This window comes from Idiomarina seosinensis, from assembly GCF_044797955.1.
Classification (GTDB): Bacteria; Pseudomonadota; Gammaproteobacteria; order Enterobacterales; family Alteromonadaceae; genus Idiomarina; species Idiomarina seosinensis_A.
Map to the genome: position 1 here is coordinate 2,315,551 of NZ_CP085211.1, position 17,739 is coordinate 2,333,289.

Here is a 17,739-nt window from a genome sequence, read left to right on the forward strand (position 1 = left end):
GGTTAATTGTTAAGCAAAATTAATCGGTACTAGGTAGTTCAAGAATACCGTCAATTTCGATCTGTGCGCCTTTTGGTAGCTGTTTTACACCAATAGCAGCCCGCGCCGGGAAAGGGCTGGTGAAATGCTCGGCCATGACTTCATTCAGTACCGCAAACTCATCTAAATCGGTCAGATAAATCTGTAGCTTAACCATATCCTGAAGCTCACCGCCCGCAGCTGTGCAAACGGCTGTCAGATTCTTAAAAACTTGCTCGGCTTGTTCTCTGAAGTCCTGACTAACCAATTCCATAGTTTCCGGAACTAAAGGGATTTGGCCCGATAAGTACACTGTGGTGCCAATCTTCACTGCTTGCGAGTAGGTTCCAATAGCCGCAGGCGCTTTTTCTGTAGCAATGATAACTTTCGACATTTTTTATTTCCTCAAACGCGTAACACGCTGTACATCAGGCATCTTACGAATATGGCGAATAACATCCGCTAAGTGTTTACGATCGCGGATCGTAAGAGCCACATCAATAAAGTAAATATTGGCATCAATTTCTTCGGTCGTCAGCCCGTCAATATTACAACCTGTTGTCGCAATTGCTGAGGTCAACCTGGCCAACGCACCTTGGTTATTAACCATTTCAATACGAATCTCAGAGATAAACTCTGCCTCGGGCTTATTATCCCACTCAACCGGGAAATAACGGCCCGGCTCATCTTCATAGCCTCTGACATTTTTACACTCACTACGGTGTATCACCAGACCCTTACCGGGGCTAACGTGGGCAATAATATCATCGCCCGGAATTGGCCGGCAGCACTTAGCAAAGCTAACCAGCAAGCCTTCAGCACCCTTAATGGACAGGCTGCTTTGCGACGAAGCTTCATCTTTTAACGTCTGGATTTCGCCCAGCAGACGCTTCGCGATGGCCACCGACATCATGTTACCCAAGCCGATCTGCGTCAACAGCTCGTTTTTACTTTCGACCTTAGTTTCTTTTGCGACCCGCTCGAACTCGCTGTCAGGTATGTCTTCATAGCTCACCGGTCCCAAAGCAGAGCGCAGTAAGCGCTCACCCAGCTGCAATGCTTCGGAGCTTTGCTGTCCTTTTAGGTACTGGCGTATTTTGGTGCGCGCTTTACCTGTTACGACAAAATTCAACCAGGCAATATTCGGACGCGAACCGCTGGCCGTCTTTATTTCAACAGTCTGTCCTGTTTCCAGCGGCTTACTTAATGAATAGGTGCGGTGATTAACCCGCGCGCCAATACAGGTATTACCAACATCAGTATGCACAGCATAAGCAAAGTCGACCGCTGTAGCGCCCTGAGGTAATTCAATGATGCGGCCATTTGGACTGAAAACATAAATTTCGTCGGGAAACAGGTCTGACTTAACGCTTTCGATAAATTCAAATGAACTGCCGGCACTTTGTTGCAATTCCAATAGGCTCTGCATCCATTTTCGGGCTCTGACCTGGGCGGTCGTGCCGGCGTCATCAGTATTTTTATACAGCCAGTGTGCGGCAACTCCGCGGTCGGCCATTAAGTCCATCTCTTCGGTGCGTATCTGGATTTCTACCGGCACCCCATGAGGACCTTTTAACGAGGTATGTAGCGACTGGTAGCCATTGGATTTCGGAATTGCAATATAATCCTTAAAACGGGTTTCTATTGGCTTGTACAGATTATGCAAAACACCCAGAGCGCGATAACAGGTATCGACTGTGTCAACAATCACCCGGAAGGCGTAGACATCCATAACCTGATTAAAACGCAGCTCTTTTGACTGCATTTTATTGTAAATACTGTGCAGGAGCTTCTCTCTTCCCAATACCCGCATTTCAATATTGTTAGCCTGCAACCGCGCTTCGATTTCGCTGTGTACCCGCTCAACAAATTCGCGCCGGTTACCGCGAGCTTTTTTTACTTCAGATTCGAGCAAGCGGGCCCGCCACGGGTAAAGAGCCCAAAAGCCCAGCTGTTCCAGCTCATTTTTAATGTCATGGATACCCAGCCGATGCGCCAGGGGTGCATAAATTTCGAGGGTTTCACGTGCTATTCGGCGCCGTTTATCGGGCCGTAAATGCTGAATGGTCCGCATATTGTGTGTGCGGTCGGCCAGTTTAATCAGAATAACCCGAATATCCTGCACCATTGCCATGATCATTTTACGATAATTTTCAGCCTGGGCTTCTTCTTTAGAATCAAACTGAAGCTTATCAAGTTTTGACACGCCCTCGACCAGGTTAGCAACACTACTGCCAAATAGCTCAGTTAACTCTTCGTGGTTGGTTTCGGTATCTTCTATGACATCATGCAGTAATGCGGCCATCAGGGTTTCGTAATCCAGCCGCATTTCAGCCAATAAACTGGCAACCGCAACTGGATGGGTAATGTAGGGCTCACCGCTACTGCGTTTTTGGCTGCTATGGGCCTCGTTAGCCACTACAAAAGCTTGCTGAACTTGCTCCACCTGAGCCGCAGGTAAATACTCGCTAATTTGCGTTTTTAAGCCTTCAAATAGATACACCAGCTATCTCCGCGACAGACGCTACTAGACCAGATCGATGAGGAAACGTTATGACAGAATACGGGGAAAAAAGAAAAAAGCCAACGGCCGGCTGCCGTTGGCGGAGTTTATTTATTCGACGCCACGCAGCGCGTTAACTGTTTGCATTTCTTCAACGTCAGCGCGTTGCTGTGCTTGCTGATCTTCAGCGTCCAGCAAATCATTATTGATTAAACCCTGCTCGATTTCTCGCAGTGCAATCACGGTTGGCTTTTCATTTTTTACTTCAACCAGGGGTTCTTTGCCCTGCACTGCCAACTGGCGGGCACGACGGGATGCTAATAAAATTAAGTCAAAACGGTTACCAACGCGGTCTACAGCATCTTCAACGGTTACGCGAGCCATGGTTTACTCCCAATAAAGCCTGAGTTCTATTTTTCGAAAGGTTACAAATTATACGGAAAAGCCCGCCATTAGCCAAGCAATTCCTTCAGTGTTTCTGCATGGCAGCATTGTTGTCGCTGCATACGGCTACGCTGTGCCAGAACAATATGCTCCAGCTGTTGTAAGGTGGTTGTGAAGTCATCATTCACTAATAAGTAATCAAACTCATGATAATGCGACATTTCTGCCTGCGCTTTTGCCATACGACCGGCGATGACAGCATCGCTGTCCTGCCCGCGATCGCGCAAGCGTTGCTCTAAAACAGCAAGGCTGGGTGGAACGATAAATACGGAACGGGTGGCCGGATGATGTTCCCTGACCTGCTGAGCACCTTGCCAGTCGATGTCTAAAAACACATCAACACCTTGTTCCAGCAGTTGCTCTACGCTTTTGCGCGAGGTTCCGTAATAATTATCAAATACCCGGGCCCACTCATAAAATTCACCCGCATCGATGCGCCGTTCAAATTCCGGAATATCCATAAAATGGTAATGGACGCCCTGTTGCTCACCAGGTCGCGGAGCGCGTGTGGTAGAGGAAACCGAAACCTGCATTGAACCATCGTCGTGTTGGTTCAGCAACGCTCTGATAAGACTGGACTTACCGGCACCACTGGGTGCGGCAATGATAAAAAGGTTTCCCGATTGCGTCGCCATAAATGTTGCTGTAAAACACCCAAGTTGTGATTTATAGCAGTTAATAGTATCACGCTTAAAGGAGTTTGGTAAAAGCTCATTATTCACTATCGACGAAAAAGTCAGTACAGTAAGCTCTTTTGCTTGTAGAGGACTAATGCCCCTTGTCGCAGCTCCATACTGAATTTTATACGGACTCCCGCGCTAGTCGTCTATTCGGCTTGTTGCTATTGGTCCTGCTGGGTCTTAATTTACGCCCGTTGTTAACTTCGGTAGGCCCCTTAACCGATGAACTTATTGCCATCACCGGAGCCTCCTTCAGCAGTATCTCATTATTGACCACGCTGCCGATTTTGATGATCGGGTTGTTGGCTTTATTTGCCGGCAAGCTGACTATGGCACTGGGTTACAAGCGCGGCATCAGCCTCGGCTTAATAGTTCTTACCGGCGGATTATTAATCCGCTTTTTGCCGCCCAGCACGCTACTGCTGCTAGTGAGTGCTTTTATCGGCGGTTTTGGCATTGCACTGCTGCACATTATTATTCCTGAGCTAACAAAGCATCGTTACTTACGCCACTTGAGCCTTGTTACCGGCCTTTGGTCCGCCGCTTTAATGGGTGGTGCTGCCTTAGGCGCTGTACTGACTCCCTGGCTCGCACAGTGGCTGCCGCAGCGTTACTATGCCCTCGCCGCCTGGTCTGTGTTAGCGATTGTTACCGCTTTAATTTGGTGGTCCCCGCAAAACAGAATCCCCCCTGTGCAGGTGCCTCCCGCCAATAAGCTATTGCGCGCTCACCAGTATCCGCGCAGCTGGTTTCTTGGCTTTTACTTTGCGCTGGTTAATGCAGGTTATGCCGGCTTTATCGCCTGGATTGCGCCTTTTTATGGTGAGTTCGGCTGGTCAGCACAGCAATCCGGTAATTTGCTGGCGCTGTTCTCGCTGGTGCAGGTGGGCGGCGCGCTACTGCTGCCGGCACTTTCACGCTCCCGGGATCGCCGCCTTTGGCTGGTGATTGCGGTATTGACCCAGATGATTGGCTTTGCCGGACTAAGTTTTTGGCCGCAATTATCTCCGTGGCTATGGGCTGCACTGTGCGGCTTTGGTTTAGGAGGTGCCTTCCCTTTGTGTATTGTGATGGCATTGGATCATCTGGACAATCCGGTACAAGCAGGCCGTCTCGTATCCTTTATGCAGGGCATCGGCTTTATGTTTGCCAGCCTGATGCCGCTGCTGACAGGTTGGTTCCGGGATTTTAGCGGCGATTACTCGCTCGGCTGGCAATTGCACATTGCCGTTGGTGCCATCATTTTGCTGTGCACACTGCGCTTTAATCCAAAACACTATCCGCACGTTATCAGTTCTTCATAAAGGATAAGGATAAGTTGGTGCTTTTTAAGGAGTGCGTTATAACTTGTAGGTAAAGCGCAACGGAAACAACAGGAGTGTTTCATGGTATCTAAAAAAAATTCGTGGCATAAGGCTGTGCTGCTGCCGGTTTTTTTGCCCGCAATTTTTGTTATTAGCTTACTCATTATTGGCACCCTAAGCGCTCCTGATAAAGCAGGTGCTCTGTTTGAAGCAACCCTGGCAGCAATTACTCAGCATTTCGGCTGGTTTTACATGCTGGCCGTTGCGCTCTTCTTAATGTTTATTGTCGGTGTCGGCGTTTCCAGATGGGGACGCATTAAGCTAGGGCCGGACCACGGCCAGCCGGAATACAGTTTTATCTCCTGGTTTGCCATGCTGTTTTCCGCAGGCTACGGCATAGCTCTGCTATTTTTTGGTGTTTCTGAGCCTATACTGCACTACGCTGAACCGCCTATGGGCGCCGCAGAAACCGTGAGTTCCGCCAAACAGGCCATGCAAATTGCCTATTTTCACTGGGGCTTTCATATTTGGGCTATCTATGGCCTGGTTGGCTTAGTACTGGCTTATTTTTCTTTTCGTCACGGCCTGCCTTTGTCAATGCGTTCTACCCTTTACCCCCTGATTGGCGATAAAATTAACGGTCCGATCGGGCACACAATTGACACTTTCGCTATTCTCAGCACCATGTTTGGTATTGCCACCACCCTGGGCTTGTCGGTTATTCAGATAAACACGGGGTTAAACTACCTGTGGGAGGATATTCCCATTGGTACCACCACCCAGGTTATTGCCATTGCCCTGATAACACTGGGAGCCATTACCTCTGTGGTAGCTGGCATGGATAAGGGAATACGGCGATTATCCATTCTGAATATGGCGCTGGTGGTCATTCTCATAGTGTTTGTATTTTTTGCCGGGCCGACCATTCATATTCTAGAAACCTTTTTACAAAATACCGGCGCCTACCTAAGTGGTATTGTCGAGCGCACCTTTAATCTTCAGGCCTATAGCCGCAGTGACTGGATCGGCAACTGGACCCTGTTCATTTTTGGCTGGACCATTGCCTGGGCTCCTTTCGTCGGACTTTTTATTGCCAAAATCAGTCGCGGCCGCACCATTCGCCAGTTTGTCTTCGGGGTACTGTTGGTACCTTCCATCTTTACCTTTTTCTGGTTTGCTGTATTTGGTGATACGGCATTACACATGATCATGAACGAAGGCTATACAACATTGATCACCGAAGTACAGGATAACCAGGCCGTTGCTCTGTTTAAACTTTATGAGAACCTGCCTTTAGGTAGTATCATCAGTTTTGCCACCGTACTTTTGATTATTACCTTTTTTGTTACCTCCTCTGACTCGGGCTCGCTGGTGATTGACTCTCTGGCCTCGGGAGGTAATCCTGAGCCACCCGTATGGCAACGTATCTTTTGGGCCTCTATCGAAGGCATCGTTGCCTCCGTTTTACTTGTAGCCGGGGGACTCAATGCCCTGCAGACAGCGGCGATAACCAGTGCTCTGCCATTTGCCGTTATTATACTGATCTCTGCGATCGGTATGTGGCGAGCGCTGGTCATAGAAGGTTACCAGTACAACAGCTTAAGTGGTCGTCGCCAGTCGCACCGGCGCGGTATTAACGAAGGTCCCGAGTACTGGAAAAAACGGCTGTCGGATTTAATTGAATTTCCGGAACGTGAGCCGGTACTTGATTTTATCTATGGTGATGCAAAAAGCGCGCTAAAGAACGTTAAACAAGAACTCCGGGACAAAGACTGGCCGGCCGAGCTTAAAGAAGATCCTGATAATGACCGCATCATCCTGACCGTGGAGCGTAAAAAAGAACTGGATTTTGCTTACGAGATTCGTTTAAGAGATTACTTACTGCCGGAATACGCGCTGTCCAACGACAAGCACCGTGAAAACTACTACCGCGCGGAAGTGTTTTTACGCCAGGGCGGGCAATCATATAACTTGTTCGGATGGGAACAGACAGACATCATCAATGATGTCATTAATCAATTTGAAAATTATCTGCAATTCCGCCATAACAGCCCGGGTATATTACCCTGGAAAGTGGAAAAGCACGATGAGGATCTGCATGATATGGCAACTAAAAAATAGCCGGACTAAGCCTCCGCTGCAGACATATTACAGTGGTCGGACTGTTGCAACCTCTGTGCCTGTGAGATACTGTCAGGATCGATAAAAGGAAGCTCTCTTTAATGGAAACACCTGTGCGTTCAAACCAGCACCTGCCCGCTTTGCCTGCTATGCTGGCAAAGTCTTTACTGACGCTTAACCGCGTCGATAACAGCTGTGCAGAGAAAGACGAACTACAGCAACGCTTCGTAACCGATCCGGTTTCTAGAAGAGCACTTGCCGCTTATCAGAGCACCTTTGGTGGCTTTGTCAGCGAAATGCCATTGGCCTTTTTTTACTGTCTGGCGCAGCGCACCCACTTAGCGCAAATGCTGGATCCGCGCTTCCCCTGGCCAGCCCCGGGCCTGGTGCATGTAAATAATACATTGCAGCAGCACGCTAACATCGATCCGGCCCAGGGTTTCGAGTTACACGCTCTTGTCAAACTTCCCGCCCGTGGACCTGATGTTTCGCCACGGCGCCTGCGACCCCAATTTATTGTGACTTTTTATCAGGGAGATCAACAGGTTGTAACCTGCGAAAGCACTTACCAAGTAATGAAAGGTCAACAGCACGAACCCGGCAGAAAAAAAGCACCGTTAAAACCGTTTCAGCCACAACCCGGCTGGGTCCATCAATGTCACTGGCAGTTAGGTTCGGGCATGGGCCGTCGTTATGCACGAGTATCCGGTGACTTTAACCCAATCCACCTGCACTCAATTTGCTCACGCTGGTTTGGTTTCAAAAAGCCAATTATCCATGGCATGTATATGATGGCCCGCGCACAGGCTAAAATAGAACAGGCAAGCGGTAAGCCAGCGACCCGGATCGAGGTTAACTTTAAACGCCCGGTAGTGCTGCCTGCGCGGGTACAGTTTTGGGTTTCTGAGCAAGAGGGTCGGCACCGCTATGAAGTTCGCAGCGCCGACCACTCACAAGTGCAGCTGGATGGAGAAATCCAGCTTGAGGGCCTTTAATATTTTATCAGTTCGCCGTTTTTCATAACGAAGTCGACGTCCTGCAACTGCTTAATATCATCCAGCGGGTTTCCGTCAACCGCGATAATATCGGCGTAGTTACCCACTTTTATAGCGCCCAGTTTGTCGTTTTTCAAAATCTGAGCTGCTATCGATGTCGCCGCCTGAATCGCTTCATGTGCTGGCATACCAGCTTCAACCATATACTGGAATTCCAGCGCGTTATCACCATGAGCAGAAACACCACTATCGGTACCGAAGGCCACGTTAACACCGGCTTGATAAGCCTTAGCAAAGGTTTCCTGAATTAATGGCCCGATTTCAGCAGCTTTTGGGCGCACCACGTCCGGGAAGTAACCATCAATCTTAGCTTTTTCAGCAACAAATTTGCCTGCCAGAATGGTCGGTACTAAATAGGTTCCCTGTTCTTTCATCGCTGCAATGACTTCGTCATCCATGTAAGTGCCGTGCTCGACGGTTTTAACTCCGGCTTTTACTGCACGTAACATGCCTTCCTTGCCATGCGCATGAGCCGCGACATGGAAGTTATAGTCATCCGCTATATCAATCAGGGCTTCAAGTTCATTATTAGTGAACTGTGGGTTTTGACCGCTGGAGGCCATGCTGAGTACGCCACCCGTGGCGGTAATTTTTATAAAGTCAGCTCCTTCTTTATAGTGCTGACGGACAGCCTCTTTCGCATCTTCTTCACTATTGATGACACCATCGACAGGAGATGGGCGGCCCATTAATAAATCTTTAACGCCATTGGTTGGGTCGGCATGACCGCCGGTAGTCGCTAATGATTTGCCGGCACTGTAAATGCGTGGACCCTTAACCGTACCTGCGGCAATCGCGTCGCGTAATGCGATGGTGACATTATACGAGTCGCCCGGGTTGCGTACCGTAGTAAAACCGGCGTTTAACGTTTTCATGCCATAGCTTTGAGCAATCAGTGCAAGATCAGCAGGGCCCTGGGTAAAGCGATCCATGTAGGCATCAGGGGCTGACTCACCATCAAGGTGAACGTGCAGATCAATTAACCCAGGCAAGCACGTCATGGCGCTTAAATCAGTAATTGATGCTACGTTTGGTCGCTGGCGGGTAATTTTCGTAATTTCGCCGCCTTCCACAGCGATATAGTGCTCGCCTTTAAGATTTCCTTCTTCGCTATCAAAAACGTCACCACAATGCAGCCAGTCAGCTGCCGCAGCCTGGCTTGTCAGTAACGCAAGGCTTACCCCTAACGCTAGTTTTTTTATCATTTTGGCCTCCCAAGGCGAATTGCTTTTTTTTATTTTGATGAGTAATGCCACGCATTTTCCATTCCTGTTATGACAAGTTTTAACCCGTTGTTCAATAGCTGCGCTAATTTTTATGAATTTAAGTCAAGAATCCTGCAATAACGGTATTGCGAATTATTATCATTGCCATTATCATTACGCCCACTTAATTGCAGTACTATTTAATTTATAACCAATAAGTAGGGTACATGATGACTAGAAATTCGATTGCCTTAGCCATTATTACAGCACTCAGCAGCTCAGCAGCGGTCGCCGCTGATCCGCTTATCACACCGGATACGGATATTGAAACGCTGAAAATTGTTGGCAGCAAAGCAGATTCTCGCAGTACAGCAGGCTCCAGCGCGGTCATTGATGAAGAACAAATGCGCATAGAAGTGCCTACCGATATTAACCAGCTAATGAAAACACTACCTGGTATCTATGTCCGTGAAGAAGATGGTTACGGCTTGCGTCCTAATATAGGTGTGCGGGCCGCCTCTGCGGGCCGGGTAAGTAAAGTAACTTTATTAGAAGACGGCATCATGATGGCGCCAGCGCCCTATTCCAACCCGGCCGCTTATTACTTCCCGACGACTCTGCGAATGTCAGCAGTCGAAATTTTAAAAGGCGCGCCACTGCTACGATTTGGCCCACAAACCACCGGCGGCGTCTTAAACCTGGTATCAACGCCAATTCCAGAGCAGTTTGGCGGTGAAGTCATGACCCAATTTAGTGAGCACAGTGGTCAGGATCTGCATACTTATGTGGGTGGCACTGAAGGCCAGTTTGGTTTTTTACTGGAAACGGTTCAACGCAACAGTGACGGCTTTAAGTCGATTGATCGGTCCGAACGCGATACAGGCTTTAGCATCCAGGATTATACCGCTAAATTAAAATGGACCGGCGAGCGCAACAGCGTATTGGCCAAACTTCAGTACTCTGAAGAGGAAAGCAACGAAACCTATTTAGGACTGGCCGATGTTGACTTTAACATCAATGAAAACCGCCGTTATGGTCTATCCGAAATCGATCAAATGGATAACTCTCATAAAGGCTACAGCATCCAGTATGCCTTTCAGGCAACTGACAACCTGACACTGAGCGCAACCGGTTACTACAATGACTTTGCCCGCAACTGGTTTAAGCTGGACGGCGGTAACTCCTACGTATCAGCGGCTAACCAAGGCGACGTTGAAGCCCTGGCTATCTTGCGCGGCGAACGCGATGAAGCTGGCTTAAAGTATAAAAATAACAACCGCAGCTATGAGTCAAAAGGCCTGGAACTTAATGCGGAACTGAGTTTAGGTTCTCACCTGCTTGAAGCTGGGGTTCGCGATCACAGCGATGAAATGGATCGTTATCAGCCGGTAGCCGTTTATGACCAGGTTAATGGCAGCCTTGTTTATCAGCGCGAAATTGCCCCTTCAGGAAGTAATAACCGGTTAGAGGGAGCCGATGCGACCAGCCTTTGGCTGACTGACCAATGGCAAGCCAGTGACGCGTTAAAAGTCCATATGATGCTGCGCTACGAAGATGTCGAATCTTACCGCCAGCAATTTGCTACATCGCAACGTGGCCCTATTGAGAGCGCTCGCTCTAATGACAGCGATGAGTGGTTGCCAGGCTTATCCTTTACTTATGATGTGAATGCTAACTGGCAAGTATTGGCCGGCGTCCACAAAGGTTTTTCACCATTAGGTGGTGGCGCAAAAGCGACCCAGGAGCCTGAAACCAGTGTCAACTACGAGGCGGGACTGCGGTTTAACCAAGGCGCATTTTTTGCTGAAGCCGTTGGTTTCTACAGCGACTTTAGCGACACAACACAGCTATGCTCTATTGCAAACCCCTGTGACAATGGTTCCGAATCAGGTTCTTATGTCCTTGGCGAGTCCCGGGTAGCCGGAATCGAAATGCAGGCCAGTCATACCTTTGAAGTTGGTCAGTGGCTGATGCCGGTTGAATTAGCTTATACCTACAGCGAGGGTGAAATCAGTGCCGACAATGCCGTAACCGGCCTGCAGGACGGCGATAAGCTGACCGACATTCCGGAAAACAATTTTAGTGCTCGTATCACCCTGGATAATAATAACGGCTGGGTTAACTACGTTGTCGCTAAGTACATCGACGAAATGTGTGTTTCTGTTGGCTGCAACCGCGATAACAGCGAATTTTCACGCACTGAGTCGTTATTTGTAACGGATTTCGTCAGCCGCTACGAGCTTAATAACGATATGAGTGTCTTCTTTAAACTAGAAAACGTTTTTGACCAACAGAAGATCGTGGCCCGTTCTCCACACGGAGCTCGTCCGAACAAAGAACAGACCGCATCTTTTGGTGTTGAATACAGCTTTTAATTAACGCACCTGACACTAAGCGTTAACGGCCACCGGGGCTGTTAACGCTTAGGCCAGGCTGACCAGGTAGTCCGCTAACGCCCCCATACCGGTAGCTTTAACCCCGGCCCGTTTTTCAGCGGCCTGATTATAATTAGTATTGGTATTAACATCGTAGACAAACAACTCACCCTGCTCATCCTCGATAAATTCAACACCGGCAACATCAATAGCGTTACTGCGCAAAAAGCTTTCCAGCTTTCTAATGATCTCATGGTCATTAAAACGCTTGCTGATAATAAACTTATCTTCGACCGCACAGTTATCCGCCGGACATAATTCAAAGCCACCCTGAGTGTTGACCTGCACAGCATAGACAAACTGCTGACCAACAAACTCGGCGCGGGTAATATGCGGAGCCTTTGGCTGAATGTACTCTTGCAACAACCAGGTACCGTCCAGGGGGGTCTCAAGGGATTCGTTTTCAACAAAGTGAGTAAGTGCTTGCAATGTATCAAAGCGCTGCACTCCGAGCCCTTTACCACCCCGGTTGGGTTTTAAAATCAGCGGCCACCGATTAAAGGCTTTTGCCGCATCCAGCAGATGGTTCTCACCAACCACCGCGTGAGTTTTCGGGACCTTCAAACCTGCCTTTTCCAGCGCAGCATATTGAGACATTTTACAAATTTCCAGCGCCAACACTGAACTGCCATTGACCACCGTGCGGTTTTGCCGCTCAAGCCAGGTTAACACCAGTTTGGTCAACTCAGGGGCAAACCGATGACCGCGGGTATGTGAGGATGCGCTCATCCGGTTGTAGTAAACCGCATCATCGGGCATCTCGCTGTAAGGTACCCTACCCTCGTCTAAAAACCACTCTTTAGCCTTTACTCCATTGCGAGCGAACTCTTCCCGTAATGGTTCCAGCCATTCATCGTTCTCGTGTAGTACAACAATATCTCGCATGCAGCCCTCTGCTGGTTTATTTTTGCCAGCAATACATTACACTCGAGTCTATATTAATGATCAATTAAAGAAATCATGAAGCATATTGTTTTTGGACCCAGTGCCGCAGCGTTGGTTTTGTTTATCAGTACTCTGTTTGCCATGCCACTGACGCCGGCCTTAGCGCTAGCGGTTGTTGTCTGGGTAGCATGGTGGTGGATAAGCGAATGCATTCCGCTACCTGTTACCTCACTACTGCCCTTTATTCTGTTGCCCCTGGCCGGCGTGCTGGCTCCCGATGAAGCCGCCGTTGCCCTTGGCGATGATATCATTCTGTTGTTTATGGGCGCCTTCATGCTGGCAAAGGCTGTCGAAGCCAGTGGTGTGCATAAACGCATTGCGCTGGGCCTGGTTAGTCAAGTGGGTGCAGGCAACGGGAAAAAAGTAGTCATTGCGTTTATGCTGGCCACCGCCTTTCTGTCGATGTGGATATCGAACACCGCCAGTGTCCTGGCGTTACTTCCGGTTGCCCTCGCACTGATTGATGCCAGTGACGACAAACACTTTCAACGGGCATTACTGCTGGGGCTTGCTTATGCAGGCTCGCTGGGGGGCGTAGCAACCCTGGTCGGAACGCCTCCCAACCTGATATTTGCCTCCATTTACCAAAACATCAGCGGAGAAGAGTTCGGTTTTGCCCGCTGGATGACCGTCGGCTTACCGGTTGTTGTGCTGGGTCTGCCGATTATTGCGCTATGGCTTACCCGTCACGTTAAGCTCGACAAACCCCTTGAGCTGCCGAAAAACGAAGCGATGACGACGTACGAGAAAAGGGTGCTGATGGTTTTTTCTGTTGTCGTTGTACTTTGGATAACGCGAACCAGCCCCTTTGGCGGCTGGACCTCATTACTCGGCACCGGTAGCTTAAATGACGCTACCATAGCGCTGGCCGGGGTTATTGCCATGTTCGTGATTCCTTCCGGCCATCAGCAACGTAAAAAACTACTGGACTGGGACCTCGCGAAAGACATTCCATGGGGCATTTTACTGCTGTTTGCCGGCGGCATTTGTTTGGCTAAGGGAGTGATGCAAAGCGGTCTCGGCGATATCATTGGCGACTCCTTAACATCCCTTGGCGGATTGCCAATCTGGTTGCTCGTTTTTGTGTTGTCGGTATCGGTCTCGTTCGTTACTGAAGTAACCTCGAATACTGCCACCGCCACACTATTGATGCCTATTCTGGCGTCTACTGCCAGCGCCCTGGATTTACCCATCGAGTTATTGATGATACCAGCAGTTATCGCCTGCAGTTGTGCTTTTTGCATGCCGGTGGCAACGCCGCCGAACTCCATTGTCTTTGCCTCGGAACGGCTTTCTATTAAAGAGATGGCGCGCGAAGGTGCGATACTGAATATCCTGCTGGCTGTGGTGACGACTGTGGTGGTGATGGTTTTTGTTTAACTTATTGCCGGACATTGAGATAATAGTCACTGCGACATTAAACTGACACATTTTTTTGCTATAACCACTGGCTTGTTGTTGTCAGTTGTTTCGGAAGGCTCCATGCGATTAATTATTTGGGTAAGTTTGGCTTTACTAAGCGTTATTCTGCCGGCAAAAGCTGCTGAGCAAACGGTTGTGTTGATATCCATTGACGGTTTTCGCCACGACTACATCGAAAAACATGATGCTAAGCATATTGCTGAAATCGCTGCACAGGGCGTTCGCGCTGACGGTCTGATTCCGGTTTATCCAGCGAAAACTTTTCCGAATCATTTGTCTATTGTGACTGGCCAGTACCCGGCCAATCATGGTCTGGTCGATAATAACTTTTACGATACCGAGCGCCAGCAACAATACAGTATGGGTGACGGCGTGGAAGACAGCAGTTGGCTGACCACCTTACCTATCTGGAACCTGGCTGAATTCCAGGGCGTGAAAGCAGCGACATTTTTTTGGCCAGAATCTGAAGCCAGAATTAACGGACGCACCGCCAGCTACTACTATCATTACAGCACCCCGACACCCAACCGCCAGCGCGTCGAGCAAATCATTGACTGGCTGAAGCTACCGGCAGCTGCCAGGCCGCGCCTGGTAACCGGCTACTTTTCGGTGGTCGACCACATGGGCCATCGGTTTGGTCCTGACTCGCGCCAGGTTAAAGGCGCCGTACAGCATATTGACCAGTTAATCGGTGAGCTATGGCAACGACTGCAAACTGAAGTCGAGGTTCCTGTTAACCTTATTTTAGTGTCTGACCACGGCATGTCAGAAATCAAAGCGGCAGAAATGATTGAGCCGGACTCATTGCCTATTGATGACAAGCTGTTTAAGACGGTCAACTCCCAGACCCGCTTTTTAATTTACCCCCGCCAGGCTACAAGCGAGGCGCAAATTCAGCAATTACGCGGCACCCTGGACAGCATGGACAACAAAGCTTTTTATCTTGAAACCGAGTCACAACTGGAGAAGCTGGCTGTTAAACCAGGCCCCCGAAAGCCCGCTATCATATTAGCAACAGATGCTCCGGTGACCTTTGCTACGCGGCCAGTAGCAGAGCGTTCTGACGGTGGTACTCATGGTTATCATTCTAGCCGTGAAATGGACGGTATATTCATCACCGCCGGCCCCGCCATCAATCCGCAGGCCAGGCTCCAGCGCTTTAGTAACATCCATATTTATCCTTTTATGGCGCAACTACTGGAACTTGATTTGCTGACCGAGATTGATGGTGATGAGGACTTTTTATCACCACTTCTGAAGGCAAATTAGCCTGTCAGGTTTTCACCCTTTTTAAGATCATAGTAGTCGCAGATGGTCTGCCAGGCATCTTTTGCATTATCGACAATGGTAAACAACTTTAAATCCGCCTCGCCAATGGCGCCCTCCTCTACCAGCACCTCAAAGTTAATGAGGCGATGCCAGAACTCGGAGCCGACTAAGATAATCGGCACCGGGTCGGACTTTTGAGTCTGCACCAGGGTGAGGGTTTCAAATAATTCATCCAGAGTGCCAAACCCCCCAGGAAAGGCGACTAAAGCCCGGGCCCGCTGAAGAAAGTGCATTTTTCGGATGGCAAAGTAGTGAAACTGAAAGCAGTACTCGGGGGTAATGTAGGGGTTCGGCCGCTGTTCTTTTGGTAAGACAATATTCAGACCAATACTCTTACCGCCGGCGTCCATAGCGCCACGATTGGCTGCCTCCATAACACCCGGACCGCCACCACTGATAATCATCAGGTTATTTTCTTCATGCTGCAGGTTATATTCAGTAGCGATACGCCCAAAATCCATCGCTTGTTGATAATAGCGACTGTTTTTTAACGCCCGTTGCGCTCTTTTCAGATTACCCTTTAAGCTGTCATCGTCCGGTGCCTCAGCAAGTGCCTGCTCTGCTATTCGTTTATCATGCTGTGCCTGCTCAGGTGACAAAAAACGAGCACTACCGAACACAACAATCGTTGCTTCCACCTGATTTTTCACCAGCTTCAGCTCCGGCTTTAAATACTCTAGCTGCAACCTGACTGCACGCAAATCGTCCTGCAACAAAAAATCAGGATCGGCGAAAGAAAGTTTATACGCGTCCTGATCCTCGATTTTGGCAATCGCCGCATCCGATTGTTTTGCGGACCTCAGCCGGCGTCTGTGCAACTCTTCATTTTCTGTCATAACATCCTCGAATCGCTAAAATTTTTTACTTTAATGTCGATAATCATAAGGCTAGTTTTACATAAAAACTTCGCGTATCGTTAACGTGTTCAAAATTTTATAACTTCAGGTGGCGCTAATGTTTTTAACGCAGGGAAGAGTAAAAGCTTTATTAGAGTCTTATAGTCAGGGCCAAATCAGTGCTGATGAAGCGCCGGACTGGATGCAACCGTTATTTAAAACCAGCGATGACTCTTCTGCCACTTTGTTCTCAGTTGCTGACACCAGTATCGACTCTATCCGCAACGTTGTTCGCTTTGGCCGTGAAGGCCTGACCTTCCATGAGCAAATTAGCCACTTGCAGTCCGACTCAGAACAACTGGCTACCGCCGTCGAAGAGATGTCCTCCTCAGCAACCCAGGTCGCAGGCTATGCCGAACAAGTTTTGTCGGCCGCAGAGAGTTCGGCCAAAGATGCCGACACCGGACTAAAAAAACTCAAAGATCTTGTCAGTCACATGAGCGATGTTGAGTCCTCTATTTCAAAGGTAACCGAACATACCCGCGCCTTTGTTAGCCAGACCGAGCGTATCACGCACCTGACGCAAACGGTTAACGAAATAGCCGATCAAACCAACTTGCTGGCATTAAACGCCGCTATCGAAGCGGCCCGTGCGGGTGATGCCGGTCGCGGCTTTTCAGTTGTCGCTGATGCCGTACGCGAACTGGCCAACCGCAGCTCCGAGGCTGCAACCGAAATTGATACCATTGTAAACGGGGTGGTTAAAGGCGCACGGGATATTGAATCAGTTATCGAGAGCAGTAATGATGCCCTGGCTGAATCGCGCGAAGAGCGGGAGCAGGTTTGTGATGTATTAGAGCGCGCTAAAAATTCCGCCGAAGAGAACCTATCTGCCTCTACCGAAGTTTCTTCTGCAACCCGCGAGCAGTCAAATGTGGCCAGTGATATGGCAAAACGGCTGCAGCATGTTTCTGACTCCGTTAAAGCCGCCAATCGCTCATTTGACGACATTTCCAAGGTCATGCGGCAGTTACGTGAAAATCAGTTGTCCACCTTGCATGCCCTACCCGACGATAAACCCGAAATGCTGCTGCGTTTAGCTAAGTCCGATCACATTGTTTGGGTAGACAAGGTCATTCGCTTCTCTCTGTTTGGCCAGACCTCATTGACCGAAGCCGAACTAAAAGACCATACTCAATGTCGCCTCGGAAAGTTTCTGGATTCTAATGTCGGCCAGCAATTGCTCGCTGATAAGGCTCATTTTGATGAGCTTTACAACAAAGTGCATCCGAAAGTCCATAAATTGGGCCGTGATATTTTTGCCAAGGCAAAACAAGGAGCAAGCGAGGAACAATTAGAGCCAATGATCGAAGAGTTGATTGCCACTTCTGATCGTGTTGTTGGTCTGCTGGATGAATTTATCAATTAATCATTAGTGCTTT

The 17,739-nt window shown here is 49.0% G+C and carries 14 protein-coding genes; 7 read left to right on the forward strand and 7 right to left on the reverse strand.

Features of this window, described 5'->3' with window-relative positions:
- Nucleotides 1–19: 19 nt before the first annotated feature.
- The 4 genes from LG288_RS10950 to gmk all read right to left on the reverse strand — a co-directional run bounded on the left by LG288_RS10950 (nt 20) and on the right by gmk (nt 3,600).
- On the reverse strand, nt 20–412 hold the full coding sequence (locus LG288_RS10950; RefSeq protein ID WP_404400477.1) for a RidA family protein: 393 nt from the start codon (nt 410–412) through the stop codon (nt 20–22).
- 3 nt (nt 413–415) lie between these two features.
- The gene (spoT, locus tag LG288_RS10955; RefSeq protein ID WP_404400479.1) at nt 416–2,521 is read right to left on the reverse strand and encodes a bifunctional GTP diphosphokinase/guanosine-3',5'-bis pyrophosphate 3'-pyrophosphohydrolase; all 2,106 of its coding nucleotides are present in this window, start codon (nt 2,519–2,521) and stop codon (nt 416–418) included.
- A gap of 111 nt (nt 2,522–2,632) precedes the next feature.
- Nucleotides 2,633–2,905: a DNA-directed RNA polymerase subunit omega gene (rpoZ, locus tag LG288_RS10960; RefSeq protein ID WP_404400481.1), complete on the reverse strand. Its 273-nt coding sequence runs from the start codon at nt 2,903–2,905 to the stop codon at nt 2,633–2,635.
- Between the two features lie 68 nt (nt 2,906–2,973).
- Nucleotides 2,974–3,600 (reverse strand): guanylate kinase, encoded by a 627-nt coding sequence (gene gmk / locus LG288_RS10965; RefSeq protein ID WP_404400483.1) that lies wholly within the window; start codon nt 3,598–3,600, stop codon nt 2,974–2,976.
- Nucleotides 3,601–3,743: 143 nt separating this feature from the next.
- On the opposite strand from gmk, the gene LG288_RS10970 reads away from it, so the two are divergent.
- From LG288_RS10970 to LG288_RS10980, 3 genes are all read left to right on the forward strand, one after another.
- Complete coding sequence (locus LG288_RS10970) at nt 3,744–4,949, forward strand: cyanate transporter (RefSeq protein ID WP_404400485.1); 1,206 nt, start codon at nt 3,744–3,746, stop codon at nt 4,947–4,949.
- An 81-nt stretch (nt 4,950–5,030) separates the two neighbouring features.
- Nucleotides 5,031–7,070 carry a BCCT family transporter gene (locus LG288_RS10975; protein WP_404400487.1) on the forward strand — a complete coding sequence of 680 codons (2,040 nt, stop codon included), beginning with the start codon at nt 5,031–5,033 and terminating at the stop codon, nt 7,068–7,070.
- A gap of 101 nt (nt 7,071–7,171) precedes the next feature.
- Nucleotides 7,172–8,065, forward strand: a complete 894-nt coding sequence (locus LG288_RS10980; protein ID WP_404400489.1) for a MaoC family dehydratase — start codon at nt 7,172–7,174, stop codon at nt 8,063–8,065.
- Here LG288_RS10980 and LG288_RS10985 read toward each other — a convergent pair.
- Nucleotides 8,062–9,330: an amidohydrolase family protein gene (locus tag LG288_RS10985; RefSeq protein ID WP_404400491.1), complete on the reverse strand. Its 1,269-nt coding sequence runs from the start codon at nt 9,328–9,330 to the stop codon at nt 8,062–8,064. The genes LG288_RS10980 and LG288_RS10985 overlap by 4 nt on opposite strands.
- A 227-nt stretch (nt 9,331–9,557) precedes the next feature.
- Between LG288_RS10985 and LG288_RS10990 the strand changes: the two genes are divergently transcribed.
- Nucleotides 9,558–11,705: a TonB-dependent receptor family protein gene (locus LG288_RS10990; RefSeq protein WP_404400493.1), complete on the forward strand. Its 2,148-nt coding sequence runs from the start codon at nt 9,558–9,560 to the stop codon at nt 11,703–11,705.
- A gap of 48 nt (nt 11,706–11,753) precedes the next feature.
- Here the strand turns inward: LG288_RS10990 and LG288_RS10995 are convergent, their stop codons facing one another.
- Entirely contained in the window at nt 11,754–12,650 is an 897-nt protein-coding gene (locus LG288_RS10995) for a RimK family alpha-L-glutamate ligase (protein ID WP_404400495.1), read from the reverse strand.
- A gap of 75 nt (nt 12,651–12,725) precedes the next feature.
- Between LG288_RS10995 and LG288_RS11000 the strand changes: the two genes are divergently transcribed.
- The gene (locus tag LG288_RS11000) at nt 12,726–14,090 is read left to right on the forward strand and encodes an SLC13 family permease (RefSeq protein WP_404400497.1); all 1,365 of its coding nucleotides are present in this window, start codon (nt 12,726–12,728) and stop codon (nt 14,088–14,090) included.
- A gap of 102 nt (nt 14,091–14,192) precedes the next feature.
- Entirely contained in the window at nt 14,193–15,401 is a 1,209-nt protein-coding gene (locus LG288_RS11005) for an ectonucleotide pyrophosphatase/phosphodiesterase (protein WP_404400499.1), read from the forward strand.
- On the opposite strand, the gene LG288_RS11010 is transcribed toward LG288_RS11005, so the two are convergent.
- Nucleotides 15,398–16,297 (reverse strand): TIGR00730 family Rossman fold protein, encoded by a 900-nt coding sequence (locus LG288_RS11010; protein ID WP_404400501.1) that lies wholly within the window; start codon nt 16,295–16,297, stop codon nt 15,398–15,400. The genes LG288_RS11005 and LG288_RS11010 overlap by 4 nt on opposite strands.
- Nucleotides 16,298–16,415: 118 nt before the next feature.
- On the opposite strand from LG288_RS11010, the gene LG288_RS11015 reads away from it, so the two are divergent.
- Complete coding sequence (locus LG288_RS11015; RefSeq protein ID WP_404400503.1) at nt 16,416–17,726, forward strand: methyl-accepting chemotaxis protein; 1,311 nt, start codon at nt 16,416–16,418, stop codon at nt 17,724–17,726.
- Nucleotides 17,727–17,739 lie beyond the last annotated feature (13 nt).

Coding starts and splice junctions, on each gene's coding strand:
- LG288_RS10950 (WP_404400477.1), bottom strand. CDS start 412: ATGTCGAAAGTTATCATTGCTACAGAAAAAGCGCCTGCGGCTATTGGA.
- rpoZ (WP_404400481.1), bottom strand. CDS start 2,905: ATGGCTCGCGTAACCGTTGAAGATGCTGTAGACCGCGTTGGTAACCGT.
- gmk (WP_404400483.1), bottom strand. CDS start 3,600: ATGGCGACGCAATCGGGAAACCTTTTTATCATTGCCGCACCCAGTGGT.
- LG288_RS10975 (WP_404400487.1), top strand. CDS start 5,031: ATGGTATCTAAAAAAAATTCGTGGCATAAGGCTGTGCTGCTGCCGGTT.
- LG288_RS10980 (WP_404400489.1), top strand. CDS start 7,172: ATGGAAACACCTGTGCGTTCAAACCAGCACCTGCCCGCTTTGCCTGCT.
- LG288_RS10985 (WP_404400491.1), bottom strand. CDS start 9,330: ATGATAAAAAAACTAGCGTTAGGGGTAAGCCTTGCGTTACTGACAAGC.
- LG288_RS10990 (WP_404400493.1), top strand. CDS start 9,558: ATGATGACTAGAAATTCGATTGCCTTAGCCATTATTACAGCACTCAGC.
- LG288_RS10995 (WP_404400495.1), bottom strand. CDS start 12,650: ATGCGAGATATTGTTGTACTACACGAGAACGATGAATGGCTGGAACCA.
- LG288_RS11000 (WP_404400497.1), top strand. CDS start 12,726: ATGAAGCATATTGTTTTTGGACCCAGTGCCGCAGCGTTGGTTTTGTTT.
- LG288_RS11005 (WP_404400499.1), top strand. CDS start 14,193: ATGCGATTAATTATTTGGGTAAGTTTGGCTTTACTAAGCGTTATTCTG.
- LG288_RS11010 (WP_404400501.1), bottom strand. CDS start 16,297: ATGACAGAAAATGAAGAGTTGCACAGACGCCGGCTGAGGTCCGCAAAA.
- LG288_RS11015 (WP_404400503.1), top strand. CDS start 16,416: ATGTTTTTAACGCAGGGAAGAGTAAAAGCTTTATTAGAGTCTTATAGT.